Here is a 15452-nt window from a genome sequence, read left to right as displayed (position 1 = left end):
GCGCGTTGAGCGCGTTGAGCGAATTAAGCGAGTTGAGCGCGTTGGGTGAGTTGGGCGCGTCAGCCGCGTCGGTTGAGCAGGTTCACCACCAACCGATCGATCCACCCCCACACCCGCTGCTTCACCCGCCGCCACAACGGCCGCGACTTCCATGCCTCCAGGCTCACCGCCTGGCTCTGGGCAAAATCCCGTTCGAAACTGCCGGCCACGGCCAGCGTCAGCGCAGGGTCCAACGCTTCGAGGTTGGCTTCCAGGTTGAAGCGCAAATTCCAGTGGTCGAAGTTGCACGAGCCGATGCTGACCCAATCGTCCACCAAGACCATCTTCAGGTGCAGGAAGCACGGCTGGTATTCAAAGATCTGCACACCCGAGCGCAGCAAACGCGGGTAATAACGGTGCCCGGCGTAGCGCACGGACGGGTGATCGGTACGCGGGCCGGTCAGCAGCAAGCGCACATCCACGCCGCGCCCCGCCGCCCGGCGCAAGGCCCGACGCACGCCCCAGGTGGGCAGGAAATACGGGGTCGCCAACCAGATGCGCCGGTGGCCGCTGCTCAGCGCGCGGATCAGCGAGTGCAGAATATCGCGGTGCTGGCGCGCGTCGGCATAGGCCACACGGCCGAGACCAGACCCGGTCGGCGGTACTTTGGGCAAGTGCGGCAAGCCGAAATGGGTGGCCGGTTTCCAGGCGCGGCGGTCGTCGTTGGCCAACCATTGCCGGTCGAACAGCGCTTGCCAGTCGAGCACCAGCGGGCCGTCGATCTGCACCATCACTTCATGCCAGTCGGCGCTGTCCTGCCCCGGTGTCCAGAACTCATCGGTGACGCCGGTGCCGCCGACCACGGCGATGCCTTGATCGACCAGCAATAATTTGCGGTGGTCGCGGTACAGGTTGCCCATCCAGCGCCGCCATTCCAGGCGATTGTAAAAGCGCAGTTCCACACCGGCGTCGGTCAGGCGCTTACGCAACCTGAGGGCGAACGCCAGGCTGCCGTAATCATCGAACAGGCAGCGCACCCGCACGCCCCGCTCAGCCGCCTGCGCCAGCGCCTGCACCAAGACTTCGGCGCAGGCGCCGGCTTCCACCAGGTATAACTCCAGATCCACCTGATGCTCTGCCCGGGCAATGTCCACCAGCATTTGCGGGAAAAAACTCGGCCCGTCGATCAACAACTCGAAACGGTTGGCGCTGCGCCACGGGAACACTGCGCCGCTCATGTCAGCGCGCCGTAAAGATCAGTACCGCACCCACCGGCACCGCCAAACTGATCGACGCCAGCCCAGCCGCGTTGCGCAACGCCGTCACACCCGGCACCAGCTCAAAATCCTCGGCGCGCAACACCAGCGGTTCCAGGGTCACCACCTGGAAACGCCGATCATCCAGGCGCGTGGCCAGCAGCTCGGCGTTGTAGGTGTGGGTCTTGCCATGCAGCGTGACGCTCAATGGCAGGCGCAACTCCAACTGCGCGCCGGGGGCCAGGTCGTTGATCGGTTGCAGGTTGATCTGCGTGCTGATCAGCGCTTCGGGGAAGGTCTTGATCTCGAACAGTTGATTGCGCATGCGCTCATCGCGCAGCGGGATGCCGCTGTTGACCGACTCCAACTCCACTTCCACCTGCGCCGCACCATTGCGGTCGACCTTGCCGTGCAGCACCAGGAAGCGCTGCACCTCGGCAATCTCGGTGTTTTTGGTGGTGACGAACGACAGCCGCGAGGACTCGTTGTCCAGGTACCAGTCCGCGTGGGCAGGCACGGCGGCGGCGGCCAGCAGGGCGAAGGCCAGGGGTTTGATGACAGACGCGTTGAACATTAAAGACTCGTGGGGCGGAAAACCTGAACGAACCTTAACTGTGCCGCCTGCCGGGCGCAATGTAGCTGACAAAGCCGCCCCCACCTCGGAGATGACGTGTCAGGGGTTGAGGCGGCAGCCCTGATGTTCGCCCAACCATCTGGCCGTATGGGTACGCCCCAATCCACTGGCGCTGACTTCACTGCGCTCCGGGTCATCGGTGAACGCACTGATCGGCACGTACTGCTTCACATACCCCCGGCAATACTCGGCGGGATTATTCTGCACATACCGGCACGAGCAGTACTCCTTGGCCGTATACGCCGCGATGATGTCGGGGAAAGCTTGCAGGTTGACGCGCTCGTGCCAGCCCCAGCCCAGCACGGCGAGCAACAGCAGCAGGAAAAGACTGGTAAACGGCCGACGACGGATCATGGCTGCACCGCCGCCAGCACGCGTTTGAGCAGTTCGTTGTGGCGGTAGCTGTCGTCGCGGTCATCGCCGTAGCGCACGATCACCAGGTGTTCGTCGGGCATGACGTACAGCGCCTGGCCCCAGTGGCCGAGGGCGGCAAAGGTGTCGGCGGGGGCGTCGGGCCAGGGTCTTGGGGCGCCCTGCACGGCGCGGTTGAGCCACCAATGGCCGCCGGGCATGGCTTCGTCCTGGCCGGCCTTGTAGTGATCGAACGGTTGCCGATTGAAATCGACCCAGGCTTTCGGCACCAACTGTTGCTCCCGCCAGCGACCGTCGCGCGCCATCAGCAGGCCGACGCGCGCCAGGTCGCGGGCGGTGAGGTAGGCGTAGGACGAGGCGACGAAGGTTTCATCGGCATCGGTTTCCCAAGTGGCGTTGTGAATGCCCAGCGGCTTGAACAGCGCATCCCACGGGTAACTCATGTAGGCCTTGTGGCCGAGCATGCCCTTGAGCGCGGCGGAGAGCAGGTTGCTGTCGCCGCTGGAATAACGGAAGGCCTCGCCCGGCGCGCGGGCGGTGTGCATGCCGGCGACGAACTCCGCCATGTCGGCGCGGCCGCGGGTGTAGAGCATCGCAACGACCGAGGATTTCAGCGGGGCATATTCGTAATCTTCCTGCCAATCGAGGCCCGAGGCCCAGTGCAGCAAGTCGGCCATCGTCACGCTTGGATGCTGTTTCATCGGCGGGTAGAAACGTGCGGCGGGGTCGCTCAGTTTGAAGCGGCTTTCGCCGTAGGCCACGCCCAGCACGGTGGCCATCAGGCTTTTGCTGACCGACCAGGTCAGGTGCGGCGTGCTCGCGGTGGTGGGCATGGCGTAGCGCTCGTAGATGACTTCGCCATCGCGGATCACCAGCAGCGCGTCGGTGCGGATGCCTTGGCGCGTGGCGTCGTCACGCCGGGGAAACGCGTAGGCATTCAGGGCATCGACAGCGGGACCTTCGATCGGCGTGCCCTTGGCCCAGTCTTTGTCAGGCCAGGTTTCGGCGCGGGTGATGACGGTGGCTAACAACAGGGCAACGCACAACAAGCCTCTGACCATGGACACGAACTCAAGGGGGCATTCAAGCCCGCGAGCCTAGCCGAGGCCGATGACAGATTGGCGACATAAGTGCCTGTCATCTAAGCGTCACCGTAACTTCATGGAGATGACACCGAGCCTACATAGCCTGAGTTTGGACAAACAAGTCGACCGGCCGGAACGTGGCTGGCACTCGGAGATTCGCCATGACTCAGATCGCCCGCATCAGCGACACCGGCAATGAACGCCGTCTGCAAGCCGAACGCCTGATCGGCGCCCAGGCTTTGCAAGAAGCACAGGCCCTGCGGTTCAACGTGTTCAGCGGCGAGTTCAACGCCAAGCTGAAAGGCGCGGAACTGGGCCTGGACATGGATGACTATGATGTTCACTGCAGCCACATCGGCGTGCGGGATTTGAACAGCGGTCGACTGGTGGCCACCACCCGTTTGCTCGATCACCAGGCCGCCAGCACCCTGGGCCGGTTCTACAGCGAAGAAGAATTCAGCCTGCATGGCCTGCTGCACTTGCAGGGCCCGATCCTGGAAATCGGCCGCACCTGCGTCGACCCGGCCTACCGCAACGGCGGCACCATTGCAGTGCTGTGGGGCGAGTTGGCCGAAGTGCTCAACGAGGGCTGCTACAGCTACCTGATGGGTTGCGCGAGCATCCCGATGCACGATGGCGGCATCCAGGCCCACGCGATCATGCAGCGCCTGCGCGAACGCTACCTGTGCAACGAACACCTGCGCGCCGAGCCGAAAAAACCGCTGCCGGCGCTGGACCTGCCGTCCAACGTCATCGCGGAAATGCCGCCGCTGCTCAAGGCGTATATGCGCCTGGGCGCGAAGATCTGCGGCGAGCCGTGCTGGGATGAAGATTTCCAGGTGGCCGACGTGTTCATTCTGCTCAAGCGCGATGAGCTGTGCCCGCGTTATGCGCGCCACTTCAAGGCGGCCATGTGATGGGCCGCGTGCGCGTGTACGCGCGGATCGCCCGGGTACTGTTGGTGGTGGCGCTGGGCTTGAGCATGGCCAGTGTGTTCGGTGTGTTCGAGCGCCTGGGGGTGGCCAACTCGATGGTGCGCCGTCAGCGTTGGTCGCGGTTCTTTATGTCGCGGCTGACCAACGCCCTGCCCTTTCGCGTGACGGTACACGGTGAATTGCCGCAGACACCGATGCTGTGGGTGAGCAATCACGTGTCCTGGACCGACATCCCGCTGCTGGGCATGGTCACGCCGATGTCGTTCTTGTCCAAGGCCGAAGTCCGCACCTGGCCGGTGGCCGGCTGGTTGGCGGCGAAGGCCGGTAGCCTGTTTATTCGCCGCGGTTCAGGCGACAGCCAACTGATCCGCAAACAGATGACCCGTCACCTGGAGCAGCAACACCCGCTGCTGATGTTCCCCGAAGGCACCACCACCGACGGGCGCAGCCTGCGTACCTTTCACGGGCGCCTGCTGGCCAGTGCGATCGAGGCGGATGTGTCGCTGCAACCGGTGGCGATCCGGTATCTGCGCGATGGGCAAGTGGACCCGCTGGCGCCGTTCATTGGCGATGACGATTTGCTCTCGCACTTGATGCGCCTGTTTGCCAACGACCAGGGCGATGTGGAAATCCATGTGCTCACGCCGATTGCCTGTGCCGGGCAGGAACGCGCGGCGCTGGCGTTCCAGGCGCAGCAGGCGGTGCAGAAGGCGTTGTTCGGGCCGCTGCCGGAAGCAGAGCAGATTGCGGTTCGGCCGGCATTCGCAGCCTGAAGCGAGCACAGTCAACAATGTGGGAGGGGGCTTGCCCCCTCCCACATTTAGATCTCAGTGGTCAGCTGGGCTTGGGCAAATTTTTGCAACTCTGGATAAAACAGCCGGAAGTCTTCACTCAACGGTTCGTATAACGTGCGCAATTCCTGCATCGCATGGCCCAGTTCCTCAGGCTGCGTCAGGCGCCGCGAGATCCCCCGCAATACCGGCTCCATCACCGCGAACTCGCGGTATGAGCCCAGCCAATCATCCGCCGCCATGTACGGCGCAATCTGCGCCAGCCGCCCCGGCAACTGCGGTTCGGCCGCCAGCACGCGGTACACCTGGGAGGTGAAGTGTTCCAGGGGCTGCTCGGCATACAGCGCCCAATCCCGCGCCAGGCAGTGATCGAAAAACACATCGAGGACGATCCCGGCATAACGCCGGCGCGTCAGGCTAAAGCGCGACAACGCTTCGCCGACCTGCGGATGGCTGTCGGTGAAACGGTCGATTGAGCGATGCAACTGGATGGCCGCTTCGATCGGCGGGCTGAACTGGCCTTGCAGGCGGCCTTTGACGAAGTCGCCATACAGGCTGCCCAGCAGTTGCGCAGGAAGTTGGCCGCCCAGGTGCAGATGTGCGAGATAATTCATGGTGTGCAGTCTATCACTGCCGTCAACGCATCGTTATAACCCGATATACAGATTCAGTCTGGCCTAAGACCGAAATCATATTGGAATATCGGGATATACCGATTTAAAGTTCGCCTCATCGCGATATAACGCTTTACGACACCGAGCAACCGCCATGTCCATCGACCTCGACGAAATAATAAAAGCCCTGGCGCACCCAGTACGGCGAGACATCCTCACTTGGCTGAAAGACCCGAAAGTGCAATTCCCCGAGCAACTGCACAACCACGAATACGGCATCTGCGCCGGGCAGATCGACCAGCGCTGCGGCTTGTCCCAGTCGACCGTGTCGGCGCACCTGGCGACCTTGCAACGGGCGGGATTGATCAGCAGCCAGAAGGCCGGGCAGTGGCACTTTTTCAAACGCAACGAGGAAACGATCCAAGCCTTCCTCACTGCGCTCATCACTGAGCTCAGTTCTGAAATCCGCGCACCACTGTAACAAGGACACGCACATGCCCCTCTCGCTCCTCATCCTCGCCCTGAGCGCCTTCGCCATCGGCACCACCGAGTTCGTCATCATGGGCTTGCTGCCCGATGTGGCGGCGGACTTGGGCGTGTCGATTCCCGGCGCCGGCTGGCTGGTGACCGGCTACGCCCTCGGCGTGGCCATCGGCGCGCCGTTCATGGCGCTGGCCACCGCCAGGCTGCCACGCAAGGCCGCGCTGGTCGCGTTGATGGGCATTTTCATTATCGGCAACCTGCTCTGCGCCCTGGCCAGCGACTACAACGTGCTGATGTTTGCCCGCGTGGTCACTGCGTTGTGCCACGGTGCGTTCTTCGGGATCGGTTCGGTGGTCGCCGCCAACCTGGTGCCGGCCAACAAGCGTGCGTCCGCCGTGGCCTTGATGTTCACCGGCCTGACCCTGGCCAACGTACTGGGCGTGCCTTTGGGTACGGCGCTGGGCCAGGAAGCCGGCTGGCGCTCAACCTTCTGGGCGGTGACCGTGATCGGCGTGATCGCGTTGATCGGCCTGATCCGCTTCCTGCCGGCCAAGCGCGATGAAGAAAAACTCGACATGCGCGCCGAACTGGCCGCCCTCAAGGGCGCCGGCATCTGGTTGTCGCTGACCATGACTGCGCTGTTCGCCGCGTCCATGTTCACCCTCTTCACGTATGTCGCGCCGCTGCTCGGCGACGTCACCGGCGTATCGCCCAAGGGCGTGACCTGGACCCTGCTGCTGATCGGCCTGGGCCTCACCGTGGGCAACATCATCGGCGGCAAGCTGGCGGACAAACGCCTGGCCGCCACCCTGATCGGCGTGTTCATCAGCATGGCGGTGGTCTCCACCGCGCTGACCTGGACCAGCATCGCGGTGATCCCGACCGAAATCACCTTGTTCCTCTGGGCCACCGCCTCGTTTGCCGCCGTGCCCGCGCTGCAGATCAACGTGGTGACCTTCGGCAAGGCCGCGCCGAACCTGGTGTCCACCTTGAACATCGGCGCCTTCAACATCGGCAATGCCCTCGGCGCCTGGGTCGGCGGCAGCGTGATTGCCCACGGTTTCGGCCTGACCAGCGTGCCCCTGGCCGCCGCGGCCCTGGCGATCCTCGCGCTGCTGGTGACCCTGATCACTTTCCGTCAGGGCGGCGATGCCGACCTGGCCCCTGCGACCAACTGATCAACTTAAAGAGAAGGGTGTTATCCCATGACGACTATTTTCGATCCGATCACACTGGGCGACCTGGAACTGTCGAACCGCATCATCATGGCGCCGCTGACCCGCTGCCGTGCCGACGCCGGTCGCGTGCCCAATGCGCTGATGGCCGAGTACTACGTACAACGCGCCTCCGCCGGGCTGATCCTCAGCGAAGCCACGTCCGTGACGCCGATGGGCGTGGGCTACCCGGACACCCCGGGCATCTGGTCCAACGATCAGGTACGTGGCTGGGCCAATGTGACCAAGGCCGTACATGCCGCGGGCGGCAAGATCTTCCTGCAACTGTGGCACGTCGGCCGGATCTCCCACCCTTCTTACCTGAACGGTGAAACCCCGGTGGCGCCGAGTGCGATCCAGCCTAAAGGCCACGTCAGCCTGGTCCGCCCGCTGGCCGACTACCCAACGCCTCGCGCCCTGGAAACCGCTGAAATCGCCGACATCGTCGACGCCTACCGCACCGGTGCCGAGAACGCCAAGGCCGCCGGTTTCGACGGCGTGGAAATCCACGGCGCCAACGGCTACCTGCTCGACCAGTTCCTGCAAAGCAGCACCAACCATCGCACCGACAACTACGGCGGCTCCCTGGAAAACCGCGCGCGCCTGCTGCTGGAAGTGACCGACGCCGCCATCGAAGTCTGGGGCGCCGGCCGCGTGGGCGTCCACCTGGCACCGCGCGCCGACTCCCACGACATGGGTGACGACAACCTGGCCGAAACCTTCACCTACGTCGCCCGCGAACTGGGCAAACGCGGCATCGCCTTTATCTGCTCGCGTGAAAAAGAAGGCGCTGACAGCCTCGGCCCGCAATTGAAAGAAGCCTTCGGCGGCGTGTACATCGCCAACGAACGCTTTACCAAGGACAGCGCCAACGCCTGGCTGGCCTCGGGCAAGGCGGATGCGGTGGCCTTTGGCGTACCGTTCATTGCCAACCCGGACCTGCCGGCACGCCTGAAAGCCGATGCGCCGCTGAACCAGGCGCACCCGGAAACCTTCTATGCCAAGGGCCCGGTCGGTTACATCGACTACCCGACCCTGGCGCTATGATGCGTTGAAACGAAAAAGCCCCGGCTCGCAAGAACCGGGGCTTTTTTTCGCCGATCGGGAAAACACCCCGGATCAAATGTGGGAGAGGGCTTGCTCCCTCCCACATTTGATCTCAGCGGTCCGGAGAAACATTCCTTCACAGCCTTGCAACAAAAACGCTACAAAATACTTAGGCGGCTATCTTTCAACCACCCGCCAGCCCGTATATAAAGTCATCCCACCAATAAGTCAGCAGGACGATTGCCCGCCCTTAGGCTTTACTGTTGAAACAATTGGATGCAATTACATATTTTGACTTAATTGCGCAGGCTAGGGCTCAAGCGCAGCATGTCCAGCCCTGCATCGACCCAACGCTCAGCCTCCTGGTGCAGCTCAAAACTGTCCGGCACCAGCAGCCATTGGCCCAACAAGCCATTGATGTAGGCATGAATGCACACCGCTGCGCGCGTGGTGTCGAGGTTTTCCGGGAGTTGCCCGCGATGGACCGCGTTACGCAAGGTCAGGCTGATACGCAGGTTGCACTCCAGGCTGTGGGTCTGGCGTTGACGGCGCATGTCGCACATCTCATCGGTGAACTCGCACTTATGAATCAGGATTTCGTTGATGCGCCGGGTTTTCGGGTCCAGGACCACTTGATGGAACAGATGAATCAGCAGCTTGCGCATACACCCCAGCGGGTCGACTTCATCCTCGCTTTCACTGGCCCTGGCCAGCTCGTCCAGGGGTTCGTGCAGGGTCTCGAGCAATGCCTGCAACAGGTCGGACTTATTGCTGAAGTGCCAATAGATGGCGCCTCGCGTTACCCCGGCCAGCGCGGCGATGTCCGCCAGTGTGGTCCGCGCTACACCCCGCTCATAAAAGGCCTGCTCAGCAGCGTCGAGAATCTGGCTGCGCGTTTCCTGAGCTTCCTCTTTGGTGCGACGGACCATGGCAATAAAACCTCAATCAAAACATGTGGGACTATCGGTAACGCTGCTTTAATAGGCGCTAACGAGCATCTGAATAATTGTGGGACGACACCTTCATGGGCGCCGAACGGACTAAAATCGAGGCTCGGGGCGGTGCTGTGTCAATACCGCGCGAAGCCTGTCAAGAGTTTACAAACAACCATGAACGTAAGTATATTGCGTAGCAAGCTACTTATCTACTCACAGCTTGTTTTTTACCCTTCCACCCTTCTTGTGCGCAGTCTGCGCGCCTGACCCGAGGATCTTCATGCAACTTAAGCCAGCTGTTACCGCTCTGGTCACTGCCGTCGCCCTGGCATCGCTGCTCAGCGGATGCAAAAAGGAAGAGGCGGCTCCGCCCGCGCAAACTCCTCTGGTCGGCGTGGTCACCCTTCAACCGCAAGCCTTTACCCTGACGTCCGAGCTGCCAGGCCGCACCACCGCCTACCGCATCGCGGAAGTCCGTCCGCAGGTCAATGGCATCATCCTCAAGCGCCTGTTCAAGGAAGGCGGGGATGTGAAAGAAGGCCAGCAGCTTTATCAGATCGATCCGTCGGTCTATGACGCCACCCTGAAAAGCGCACAGGCCAGCCTGTCCCAGACCAAGTCGATCGCCGACCGCTACAAGCAGTTGGTCGACGAGCAGGCCGTCAGCCGCCAGGAATACGACACCGCCGTCGCCAACCGCATGACTTCCGAAGCAAACGTTCAAACCGCCCAGATCAACGTGCGCTACACCAAGGTGTTCGCGCCGATCTCCGGGCGTATCGGGCGTTCCTCGGTCACCGAAGGCGCGCTGGTCAGCAATGGCCAGACCGATGCCATGGCCGTGATCCAACAACTGGACCCGATCTACGTCGACGTCACGCAGTCTTCGGCTGAAATGCTGAAACTGCGCCGCGACCTGGAAAGCGGCCAACTGGAGAAAGCCGGCGCCAATGCCGCCAAGGTCAAGCTGACCCTGGAAGACGGCAGCAGCTATGGCCTGGACGGCAAACTGGAGTTCTCCGAAGTGTCGGTTGACCAGACCACCGGTTCGGTCACCCTGCGCGCCGTGTTCCCCAACCCTGACCACACCCTGCTGCCTGGCATGTTCGTACACGCCCAGTTGCAAGCCGGTGTGAACAGCAAGGCGATCCTGGCACCGCAGCAAGGCGTGACCCGAGACCTCAAGGGTATCCCGACGGCGTTGGTGGTCAACGCGGACAACAAAGTTGAGCAGCGCGTGCTGGTCGCCAACCGCACCGCCGGCGCTTACTGGCTGGTGGAAAAAGGCTTGAACGCCGGTGACCGTGTGATCACCGAAGGCTTGCAGTACGTCAAGCCGGGCGTCCAGGTCAAGGTCAAGGACGCCGACAACGCCCAGCCTGCCGGTACCGCCGCTCCTGCTGCCGCTGCTGCTGGCAAAGGGGAGTAATCCATGTCGAAATTTTTTATCGACCGTCCCATTTTCGCCTGGGTGATTGCCCTGGTGATCATGCTGGTCGGGGCTCTGTCGATCCTGAAGTTGCCCATCAACCAGTACCCGGCGATTGCGCCGACCGCCATTGATATCCAGGTGACCTACCCAGGTGCATCCGCACAAACCGTGCAGGACACCGTGGTGCAGGTGATCGAACAACAGCTCAACGGTATCGACAACCTGCGTTATGTGTCATCGGACAGTAACTCCGACGGCAGCATGACCATCACCGTGACGTTCAACCAGGGTACCAACCCGGACATCGCCCAGGTCCAGGTGCAGAACAAACTGAACCTGGCGACCCCGCTGCTGCCGCAAGAAGTGCAGCAGCAGGGTATCCGCGTGACCAAGTCGGTGAAGAACTTCCTGATGGTGATCGGTCTGGTGTCGGAAGACGGCAGCATGACCAAGGACGACCTGTCCAACTACATCGTGTCCAACATCCAGGACCCGATTTCCCGTACTGCGGGTGTAGGTGACTTCCAGGTATTCGGTTCGCAGTACGCCATGCGTATCTGGCTCGATCCGGCCAAGCTGAACAACTATCAGTTGACCCCGGTAGACGTCAGCACCGCGATCTCGGCACAGAACGTACAAGTGGCCACCGGCCAATTGGGCGGCCTGCCTGCCCTGCCCGGCACCCAATTGAACGCGACCATCATCGGTAAGACCCGCCTGCAGACCACTGAGCAGTTCGGCAATATCCTGATGAAGGTCAACACCGACGGTTCACAGGTTCGCTTGAAGGACATCGCGCGTATCGAGCTGGGCGGCCAGACCTACAGCATCAGCGCGCAGTTCAACGGCAACCCGGCGTCCGGTATGGCGATCAAGCTGGCCTCCGGCGCCAACGCCCTGGACACCGCCAAGGCCATCCGTGCCACGGTCGCGTCCCTGGAACCGTTCTTCCCGCCAGGCATGAAGGCGGTGGTGCCGTATGACACCACTCCAGTGGTGACCGAATCGATTTCCGGTGTGGTACACACCCTGGTCGAGGCGATCGTGCTGGTGTTCCTGGTGATGTTCCTGTTCCTGCAGAACTTCCGCGCCACCATCATCACCACCATGACTGTACCGGTGGTATTGCTGGGTACCTTCGGGATCCTGGCCGCGTTCGGCTTCACCATCAACACCCTGACCATGTTCGGCATGATCCTGGCCATCGGCTTGCTGGTGGACGACGCCATCGTCGTGGTGGAGAACGTCGAGCGGGTGATGGCCGAGGAGCACCTGTCGCCGAAAGAGGCGACGGTCAAGTCCATGGGCCAGATCCAGGGCGCCCTGGTGGGTATTGCCCTGGTGCTGTCGGCGGTACTGTTGCCGATGGCATTCTTCGGCGGCTCCACCGGTGTGATCTACAAACAGTTCTCCATCACCATCGTTTCGGCCATGGCGTTGTCGGTACTGGTTGCGCTGATCTTCACCCCGGCCTTGTGCGCCACCATGCTCAAGCCGATCGACCCCGAGACGCACGGCCAACCCAAGCGTGGTTTCTTCGGCTGGTTCAACCGCACCTTCGACCGTAGCGTACTGAGCTACGAGCGCGGCGTGGGGAACATGATCAGGCACAAGATTCCGGCGTTCCTCGTTTACGTGCTGATCTTTGCCGGCATGATCTGGTTGTTCATGCGGATCCCGGCAGCGTTCCTGCCCGACGAAGACCAGGGCGTGATCTTTGCCCAGGTGCAGACGCCGGTCGGCTCAACGGCCGAGCGCACGCAGAAAGTCATCGACGACATGCGTATCTTCCTGCTCAACGACAAGGAAGGCGAACCCGGCGAAGGCAAGGGCGTGAAATCGGTCTTTACCGTGAACGGCTTCAACTTCGCGGGGCGTGGTCAAAGCTCGGGCCTGGCATTCGTGATGCTCAAACCGTGGGATGAGCGTGACGCGTCCACCTCGGTGTTCGAGATCGCCAAGCGCGCCCAAGGTTACTTCATGCAGACGTTCCAGGACGCCATGGTGTTTGCCATCGTGCCACCGTCTGTACTGGAGTTGGGTAACGCGACCGGTTTCGACGTGTTCCTGCAGGACCAGGGCGGCGTCGGCCATGACAAGTTGATGGCTGCGCGCAACCAGTTCCTGGGCATGGCCGCCCAGAGCAAGATCCTCGCCGGTGTGCGCCCCAACGGCGTGAACGATGAGCCGCAGTACGAGCTCACCGTCGACGACGAGAAGGCCAGCGCCCAGGGCATTACGCTGTCGAGCATCAACCAGACCCTGGCGATTGCCTTGGGTGGCAGCTACGTCAACGACTTCATCGACCGTGGTCGAGTGAAGAAGGTGTACGTGCAGGGTGAGGCCGCCAGCCGGATGTCCCCTGAAGACCTGAACAAATGGTTCGTGCGCAGCAGCTCCGGGAAGATGGTGCCGCTGTCGGCCATCGCTTCGGGCAAGTGGATCTTCGGTTCGCCGAAACTCTCGCGCTACAACGGTGTGGCGGCGATGGAAATCCTCGGTACCCCGGCACCGGGCTACAGTACCGGTGAAGCCATGGCCGAAGTCGAACGTATCGCCAAGCAACTGCCGGCGGGTGTCGGCTACGCCTGGACGGGCCTGTCGTATGAAGAACGCCTGTCCGGCTCCCAGGCACCTGCGCTGTACGCCCTGTCGCTGCTGGTGGTGTTCCTCTGCCTCGCGGCGCTGTACGAAAGCTGGTCGATCCCGATCGCGGTGGTACTCGTCGTGCCGCTGGGTGTGGTGGGTGCGTTGATCGCCACCAGCCTGCGTGGCTTGTCCAACGACGTGTTCTTCCAGGTGGGCTTGCTGGTGACGGTGGGCCTGGCGGCGAAGAACGCCATCCTGATCGTGGAATTCGCCAAAGAGCTTCACGAACAAGGCAAAGGCATTGTCGAGTCGGCGATCGAAGCGTCGCGCATGCGTCTGCGACCGATCATCATGACCTCCATGGCGTTCATCCTCGGCGTATTGCCGCTGGCGATCTCCTCGGGCGCCGGCTCAGGCAGCCAGCATGCGATCGGTACCGGCGTTATCGGCGGTATGATCACCGCCACGGTCCTGGCGATATTCTGGGTGCCCCTGTTCTTCGCAACCGTGTCCGCCATGGGCGAACGCAAAAAGACTGAACCCAAGCAAACTCCTAAAGAGGCTGGCCAATGAGCAAGTCGCTACTTTCCTTAGCCGTCACGGCATTCGTGCTCAGTGGCTGCTCGCTGATACCTGACTATCAGCGCCCCGAGGCGCCGGTGGCCGCGCAGTTCCCGCAGGGCCCGGCGTATTCGTCGGCCCAGGCTCCGAACCAGGCCGCCGCCGAACAGGGCTGGAAGCAGTTTTTCCATGACCCTGCCCTGCAACAGCTGATCCAGACCGCACTGGTGAACAACCGCGACCTGCGCGTCGCGGCCTTGAACATCGATGCCTACGCGGCGCAGTACAACATCCAGCGCGCCGACCTGTTCCCGGCCGTATCGGCCACTGGCAGCGGCAGCCGCCAGCGCGTACCGGCACGCTCGTCGCAAACCGGTAAAGCAGGCATCAGCAGTTCGTACTCGGCCACCCTGGGCATCAGCTCCTATGAGCTGGACCTGTTCGGCCGTGTCCGCAGCCTGAGCGAGGAAGCGCTGCAGAAATACTTCGCAACCGAAGAAGCGCGGCGCAGCACCCAGATCAGCCTGGTGGCCAGTGTGGCCACCGCCTACCTGACCTGGCAGGCCGACAAGGAATTGCTCAAGCTGACCCAGGAAACCCTGGGCGCATACGAGCAAAGCTACAAGCTGACCTCGCGCAGCAACGAAGTCGGCGTGTCCTCGGCCCTCGACCTGAGCCAAGCGCGCACCTCGGTGGAAAACGCCCGGGTGGCCCTGGCACGCTATACCCGCCAGGTGGCCCAGGACGAAAACAGCCTGACCCTGCTACTCGGCACCGGCCTGCCGGCGAATCTCGTCAGCAAGCCGCTGTCGGATAACCTGCTCAGCGAAGTGCCGACCGGGTTGCCATCGGACCTGTTGCAGCGTCGCCCCGACATCCTGCAGGCCGAGTACAACCTCAAGGCAGCCAACGCCAACATCGGCGCCGCCCGTGCGGCGTTCTTCCCGAGCATCAGCCTGACAGCCAACGCCGGGACCATGAGCCCGGACCTGGGCGGTCTGTTCAAAGGCGGCTCGGGCACCTGGTCGTTCGCCCCGCAGATCAACATCCCGATCTTCAACGCCGGCAGCCTGCGCGCCAGCCTGGACTACTCGAAGATCCAGAAAGAGATCAACGTGGCAAACTACGAGAAGGCCATCCAGACCGGCTTCCAGGAAGTCTCCGACGGCCTCGCCGCGCGTGAGACCTACAAGGAGCAGTTGGAGGCCCAGCGTGGTTTCGTCGCCGCCAACCAGGATTACTACCGCCTGGCCGAGCGTCGCTACCGCATCGGCGTCGACAGCAACCTGACGTTCCTCGACGCCCAGCGCCAGCTGTTCAGTGCCCAGCAATCGCTGATCACCGACCGCCTCGCGCAGTTGACCAGCGAGGTCAACCTGTACAAGGCCCTCGGCGGTGGCTGGAATGAACAGGCGGCGAGTAACCAGCCGCTGAAAGAAGAAGCGCCAAAGATGAAGTTGTTCTGATAGTCGCGCTGTAAACCAAACCGCTTCCCTCACCGGAAGCGGTTTTTTTATACCTGAGC

The 15452-nt window shown here is 62.4% G+C and carries 14 protein-coding genes; 8 read left to right on the top strand and 6 right to left on the bottom strand.

Going from position 1 to position 15452, the window contains the following annotated elements:
- Positions 1 to 59: 59 nt before the first annotated feature.
- The 4 genes from NR164_RS18080 to NR164_RS18065 form a co-directional block, all read right to left on the bottom strand.
- Positions 60 to 1217, bottom strand: a complete 1158-nt coding sequence (locus tag NR164_RS18080) for a phosphatidylserine/phosphatidylglycerophosphate/cardiolipin synthase family protein (protein ID WP_102618806.1) — start codon at positions 1215 to 1217, stop codon at positions 60 to 62.
- 1 nt (position 1218) lies between these two features.
- Positions 1219 to 1809 (bottom strand): YceI family protein, encoded by a 591-nt coding sequence (locus NR164_RS18075; RefSeq protein WP_017844844.1) that lies wholly within the window; start codon positions 1807 to 1809, stop codon positions 1219 to 1221.
- A 99-nt stretch (positions 1810 to 1908) separates the two neighbouring features.
- On the bottom strand, positions 1909 to 2223 hold the full coding sequence (locus NR164_RS18070; RefSeq protein WP_017844843.1) for a hypothetical protein: 315 nt from the start codon (positions 2221 to 2223) through the stop codon (positions 1909 to 1911).
- On the bottom strand, positions 2220 to 3302 hold the full coding sequence (locus NR164_RS18065) for a serine hydrolase (protein ID WP_256823055.1): 1083 nt from the start codon (positions 3300 to 3302) through the stop codon (positions 2220 to 2222). Before NR164_RS18065 ends, NR164_RS18070 begins: the two co-directional genes overlap by 4 nt.
- A gap of 185 nt (positions 3303 to 3487) precedes the next feature.
- Here NR164_RS18065 and olsB point away from each other — a divergent pair, with 185 nt between their 5' ends.
- Positions 3488 to 4243: an L-ornithine N(alpha)-acyltransferase gene (olsB, locus tag NR164_RS18060; RefSeq protein WP_017844841.1), complete on the top strand. Its 756-nt coding sequence runs from the start codon at positions 3488 to 3490 to the stop codon at positions 4241 to 4243.
- Entirely contained in the window at positions 4243 to 5034 is a 792-nt protein-coding gene (locus NR164_RS18055; RefSeq protein ID WP_057004749.1) for a 1-acyl-sn-glycerol-3-phosphate acyltransferase, read from the top strand. Before olsB ends, NR164_RS18055 begins: the two co-directional genes overlap by 1 nt.
- Before the next feature lie 47 nt (positions 5035 to 5081).
- On the opposite strand, the gene NR164_RS18050 is transcribed toward NR164_RS18055, so the two are convergent.
- On the bottom strand, positions 5082 to 5666 hold the full coding sequence (locus NR164_RS18050; protein WP_046384414.1) for an ACP phosphodiesterase: 585 nt from the start codon (positions 5664 to 5666) through the stop codon (positions 5082 to 5084).
- A gap of 154 nt (positions 5667 to 5820) precedes the next feature.
- Here NR164_RS18050 and NR164_RS18045 point away from each other — a divergent pair, with 154 nt between their 5' ends.
- The 3 genes from NR164_RS18045 to NR164_RS18035 are packed head-to-tail and all read left to right on the top strand — an operon-like array spanning position 5821 to position 8410.
- Positions 5821 to 6147, top strand: coding sequence for a helix-turn-helix transcriptional regulator (locus tag NR164_RS18045; protein WP_017844838.1), 327 nt, complete (start codon positions 5821 to 5823; stop codon positions 6145 to 6147).
- A 13-nt stretch (positions 6148 to 6160) separates the two neighbouring features.
- On the top strand, positions 6161 to 7327 hold the full coding sequence (locus tag NR164_RS18040) for an MFS transporter (protein WP_256823054.1): 1167 nt from the start codon (positions 6161 to 6163) through the stop codon (positions 7325 to 7327).
- A gap of 27 nt (positions 7328 to 7354) precedes the next feature.
- The gene (locus tag NR164_RS18035) at positions 7355 to 8410 is read left to right on the top strand and encodes an alkene reductase (RefSeq protein WP_017844836.1); all 1056 of its coding nucleotides are present in this window, start codon (positions 7355 to 7357) and stop codon (positions 8408 to 8410) included.
- 296 nt (positions 8411 to 8706) lie between these two features.
- Here NR164_RS18035 and NR164_RS18030 read toward each other — a convergent pair whose 3' ends face one another.
- Positions 8707 to 9339: a TetR family transcriptional regulator gene (locus tag NR164_RS18030; RefSeq protein WP_046384415.1), complete on the bottom strand. Its 633-nt coding sequence runs from the start codon at positions 9337 to 9339 to the stop codon at positions 8707 to 8709.
- Between the two features lie 286 nt (positions 9340 to 9625).
- Here NR164_RS18030 and NR164_RS18025 point away from each other — a divergent pair, with 286 nt between their 5' ends.
- From NR164_RS18025 to adeC, 3 genes are read left to right on the top strand one after another with little or no spacing between them, the layout of a single operon-like run.
- Positions 9626 to 10774, top strand: a complete 1149-nt coding sequence (locus NR164_RS18025) for an efflux RND transporter periplasmic adaptor subunit (RefSeq protein ID WP_017844834.1) — start codon at positions 9626 to 9628, stop codon at positions 10772 to 10774.
- Positions 10775 to 10777: 3 nt separating this feature from the next.
- Entirely contained in the window at positions 10778 to 13939 is a 3162-nt protein-coding gene (locus NR164_RS18020) for an efflux RND transporter permease subunit (protein ID WP_256823053.1), read from the top strand.
- On the top strand, positions 13936 to 15393 hold the full coding sequence (adeC, locus tag NR164_RS18015; RefSeq protein WP_057004745.1) for an AdeC/AdeK/OprM family multidrug efflux complex outer membrane factor: 1458 nt from the start codon (positions 13936 to 13938) through the stop codon (positions 15391 to 15393). The genes NR164_RS18020 and adeC overlap by 4 nt, the downstream gene beginning before the upstream one ends.
- The last annotated feature ends 59 nt before the right edge of the window (positions 15394 to 15452 follow it).

The organism is Pseudomonas sp. Pse79 (assembly GCF_024519615.1).
GTDB classification, from domain to species: domain Bacteria; phylum Pseudomonadota; class Gammaproteobacteria; order Pseudomonadales; family Pseudomonadaceae; genus Aquipseudomonas; species Aquipseudomonas veronii.
This window is presented reverse-complemented; position numbering and strand designations above follow the sequence as displayed.

What these genes read in the sequence shown, in the direction of transcription:
- NR164_RS18025 (WP_017844834.1), top strand. Translation starts at nt 9,626, where the DNA reads ATGCAACTTAAGCCAGCTGTTACCGCTCTGGTCACTGCCGTCGCCCTG.
- NR164_RS18070 (WP_017844843.1), bottom strand. Translation starts at nt 2,223, where the DNA reads ATGATCCGTCGTCGGCCGTTTACCAGTCTTTTCCTGCTGCTGTTGCTC.
- NR164_RS18040 (WP_256823054.1), top strand. Translation starts at nt 6,161, where the DNA reads ATGCCCCTCTCGCTCCTCATCCTCGCCCTGAGCGCCTTCGCCATCGGC.
- adeC (WP_057004745.1), top strand. Translation starts at nt 13,936, where the DNA reads ATGAGCAAGTCGCTACTTTCCTTAGCCGTCACGGCATTCGTGCTCAGT.
- NR164_RS18055 (WP_057004749.1), top strand. Translation starts at nt 4,243, where the DNA reads ATGGGCCGCGTGCGCGTGTACGCGCGGATCGCCCGGGTACTGTTGGTG.
- NR164_RS18035 (WP_017844836.1), top strand. Translation starts at nt 7,355, where the DNA reads ATGACGACTATTTTCGATCCGATCACACTGGGCGACCTGGAACTGTCG.
- NR164_RS18065 (WP_256823055.1), bottom strand. Translation starts at nt 3,302, where the DNA reads ATGGTCAGAGGCTTGTTGTGCGTTGCCCTGTTGTTAGCCACCGTCATC.
- NR164_RS18050 (WP_046384414.1), bottom strand. Translation starts at nt 5,666, where the DNA reads ATGAATTATCTCGCACATCTGCACCTGGGCGGCCAACTTCCTGCGCAA.
- NR164_RS18030 (WP_046384415.1), bottom strand. Translation starts at nt 9,339, where the DNA reads ATGGTCCGTCGCACCAAAGAGGAAGCTCAGGAAACGCGCAGCCAGATT.
- NR164_RS18075 (WP_017844844.1), bottom strand. Translation starts at nt 1,809, where the DNA reads ATGTTCAACGCGTCTGTCATCAAACCCCTGGCCTTCGCCCTGCTGGCC.
- NR164_RS18045 (WP_017844838.1), top strand. Translation starts at nt 5,821, where the DNA reads ATGTCCATCGACCTCGACGAAATAATAAAAGCCCTGGCGCACCCAGTA.
- olsB (WP_017844841.1), top strand. Translation starts at nt 3,488, where the DNA reads ATGACTCAGATCGCCCGCATCAGCGACACCGGCAATGAACGCCGTCTG.
- NR164_RS18020 (WP_256823053.1), top strand. Translation starts at nt 10,778, where the DNA reads ATGTCGAAATTTTTTATCGACCGTCCCATTTTCGCCTGGGTGATTGCC.
- NR164_RS18080 (WP_102618806.1), bottom strand. Translation starts at nt 1,217, where the DNA reads ATGAGCGGCGCAGTGTTCCCGTGGCGCAGCGCCAACCGTTTCGAGTTG.